The organism is Frankia sp. CeCAU1 (genome assembly GCF_977971845.1).
Genome location: NZ_CDWWXA010000249.1, coordinates 1 through 3,192, shown reverse-complemented (window position 1 = coordinate 3,192; position 3,192 = coordinate 1). Strand labels below are relative to the sequence as shown.

Sequence of the window (3,192 nt, the reverse complement as noted above, 5' to 3'; positions counted from 1 at the left end):
CTTCAGGCGACGTTGGGGCGTGTGCGGCCCGCCCGGGTCGCCCGACCCGGCGGTTGTGACGGGCCCGTCCGGGTCGGTGCGGGAGATCAACTCCGGGGCGGGCGCGGCGGGTAGGCCCGCCGGAGTCGACGGGACGTTCCATGCTCCCCTCGATCCGCACATACAGCGAGGTTACGTGGTCAGCGAGATTACACGGTCGGGTCCGGCGGCTACACCGTACGGACAAAGGTACGGAGTAGCGAAAGCGATACGGTGTATCGTCGGCGGGGCGCGGCTCGACCAGGACTATTCCCGGGCGCCTGGTCCGACTCGCCCCAGTTCGCGGCGGATGATCCTGCTCGGGTCGTACGGAGGTTGTGATGGCAGTGCAGACCCAGGCGCCCGCCGCGGCGGGCGGTAGCGGAGATCGGCTCGATCCGGCGCTGATCCGTCTCGCCGGGATCGTCCTCGTCGGTGCGGTCGTGGTGCAGCTCGATGCGACGATCACCTCCGTGGCGATCAACACCCTCGCCCGATCCTTCAACGTCGGAATCTCGACAATCCAGTGGGTGAGTACCGGTTACCTGCTTGCGCTCGCCATGGTGATCCCGGTGACCGGCTGGTCAGCCGAGCGGTTCGGCGCCAAGCGGATGTGGCTGCTGTCGCTGGTCCTGTTCCTCGTCGGCTCGGCGCTGTGTGGGGCGGCATGGTCGGCCGGCAGTCTCATCGCCTTCCGGATCGTGCAGGGCCTCGGCGGCGGCCTGCTTCTGCCTCTGATGCAGACGATCATCGCGCAGGCGGCCGGGCCGGAACGGCTGGGCCGCCTGATGGCGGCGGTGGGGGTGCCCGCGCTGGTCACTCCCGTGCTCGGGCCGGTCATCGGCGGGCTGATCGTCGACGATCTCGACTGGCGTTGGATCTTTTTCATCAACGTGCCGGTCTGCCTGATCGGGCTGGTCCTGGCCTGGCGGAGGATGCCGGATGTGCGGACTCCCGGGCGGCATCGCTTCGACGCTCTCGGGTTCGCGTTGCTGTCCCCGGGGCTGGCCGCGATCGTCTACGGCTTCTCCGTGGCCGGCCGGCAGGGTGACTTCACGGGTGTGCGGGTGATCGTGCCGCTGGCCCTCGGCGCGGCCCTGCTCGTTCTGTTCACGGTGCATGCCCTGCGGACCGCCGTCGAACCGATCATCGACCTGCGGCTGTTCCGGTCCCGGGCCTTCGCCGGTTCATCGGGGATGATGTTCCTGTTCGGGATCTCGCTGTTCGGGGCGATGTTCCTGCTGCCCCTGTACGAGCAGCAGGCCCGTGGCCGCAGCGCCGCCGCCGCCGGCCTGCTCCTCGCCCCGCAGGGGTTGGGGATGATGATCGCCCTGATTGTGCTGGGCCGGGTGGCGGACCGGCGCAGCCCGCGGTTGTTCGTTCTGGTCGGCCTTCTGCTCAGCGCGCTGGGATCGGTTGCGTATACACAGGTCGCCGCCGACACCAGCGAGGTGCTGCTCGGGGTCTCCCTGACGGTCCGCGGCATCGGGCTGGCCATGGCGCTCATCCCGGTGATGTCCTCTGCCTACCACGGGCTGTGCCGGGAGGAGATTCCGCGCGCCACCTCCGCGGGGCGGATCTTCCAGCAGATCGGCGGCTCACTCGGGACGGCCATCCTCGCCGTGGTGCTGTCCCACCAGATCACCGGCCGACCCGCCGGGACCGGACCCGCCGATCCGGTGGCGCTGGCCGGCGCCTTCGGTACGGCGTTCTGGTGGACCCTCGGGTCCACGGTCCTCGCCGCACCGTTCGCCTTTCTGCTGCCGGGACGGCCAGCCGGCGCGGAGCAGCCCGCCCCGTCAGGCCCGCCGGTCGAGCTCCCGCGGCCGGCCGGGGCCGTCCCCCCCGTCGCCGGTCGGGCGACCACGGGAAGCTGAAGAGCCATGAAACTTCTCCCGGCCGCCGCGCCGCCGTCTCAGGGGCCGAGGGGAACCGCCACGGTGGTCGGGAGCACCGGGTCCCCGCTCCCCGTGGCGGCCGAGGCGGTGGCCAGTGGCGCGGATGACGCCGGCAGGCCCGGCCGCGTGGACAGGGGAGCAGCCCCGGCGCGGCGCATCGCTCGCCGGCCCCGAGGAGTCTTTCCCCAAGGCTTCGCGATGGACAGCACCGTCGCCGTGATGAACAGGACGTTCATCACACTGGCGCCGAGGATGATCGCGACGGTCGGAGCCGCGTAGACGACCTCCCCCCCGTCCGTCGCATGTCCGGCCCGCACGACCAACGGGCGCATCATGGAGCTGCCGAGTATCACGGCAACGACGGTGATGACGAGTTTTGTCGTCACCCACCAGTGCCGCAGCAGTCCCCACCTCGTCTTTACCGAGATCACCACCCCGGTGGTCAGGGCGAGTAGAGCGAGCGGGATATTGAGGACCCGGTCAACGACGTGCATGAGCTCATATGCGGAGTGCCGAAGACCGGCATCGGCCGCTGCGGTCGAAGCCAGGACGAGCTGCGCGAACGCCACGCCATTCCAGCCGACACTCACCAGCACATGCACTGCCAACAGGGCGGTGCGCATTGGTTTACGCAGGTAGCGGTACCGCTCGCGCATGGTGGCGCCGGCCGCCGAGGCGCCGGCCGGCGGGGCCACGGCGGGTACGGGATTCCCGGAATCGGCTGTCTGCGCAGGATCGACGGTCGGCTCCGAATCGCGCGGTGACGCCGGGTTTGCCGGTGCCGCCGGACCGGCAGGCGTCGCGCTGGCGGCCAGGTCGGTGCCGGCAGCTGGGTCCGTGCTATCAGCTGGGTCCGTGCTGTCCGCGGTCTCGAGCGGCGTCGAACCGGCCGCGGTGGGCACCGGTCCGGCGGGGGATGCGGTCATGTGGACGTCTCGGGCAGATTCATCGTCCGATTCTCTCCGTCACTGGATCATCAAGTGAGACGATTGTCAGGCGTCCTGGGCTGGCTCTCCGAGTAGCGGATCGAAATAGTACAGCCAATCGGTTGGCCCGGTCTGGCATAGGTGACCAGAAGCTACTTCCACAATTTAAATGCAACCGCATCCGGACCGCGTTCGGATCATGGTATAGAAAGACCGATCATCGGTGGTGTGGGCTTTCCTGCGCCGCCACCTTCACGTCTGGTCGATCGACGGCTCGACCCGTGCGCAATCCACGCGCACGGGACCGGTCCACTCCACAGCGGCCCGCGGAGGGCGGGCTGCGGAGGGCG

General features: G+C 69.6%; 2 protein-coding genes. One reads left to right on the top strand and one right to left on the bottom strand.

All coding sequences use genetic code 11. From position 1 onward, the window contains the following. The first annotated feature begins 359 nt into the window (after positions 1 to 359). On the top strand, positions 360 to 1,895 hold the full coding sequence (locus AC08OO_RS23085; protein ID WP_476611839.1) for a DHA2 family efflux MFS transporter permease subunit: 1,536 nt from the start codon (positions 360 to 362) through the stop codon (positions 1,893 to 1,895). A gap of 38 nt (positions 1,896 to 1,933) precedes the next feature. Here the strand turns inward: AC08OO_RS23085 and AC08OO_RS23080 are convergent, their stop codons facing one another. Next, the gene (locus AC08OO_RS23080; RefSeq protein WP_476619082.1) at positions 1,934 to 2,611 is read right to left on the bottom strand and encodes a hypothetical protein; all 678 of its coding nucleotides are present in this window, start codon (positions 2,609 to 2,611) and stop codon (positions 1,934 to 1,936) included. Positions 2,612 to 3,192: the final 581 nt, after the last annotated feature.

What these genes read in the sequence shown, in the direction of transcription:
- AC08OO_RS23085 (WP_476611839.1), top strand. Translation starts at nt 360, where the DNA reads ATGGCAGTGCAGACCCAGGCGCCCGCCGCGGCGGGCGGTAGCGGAGAT.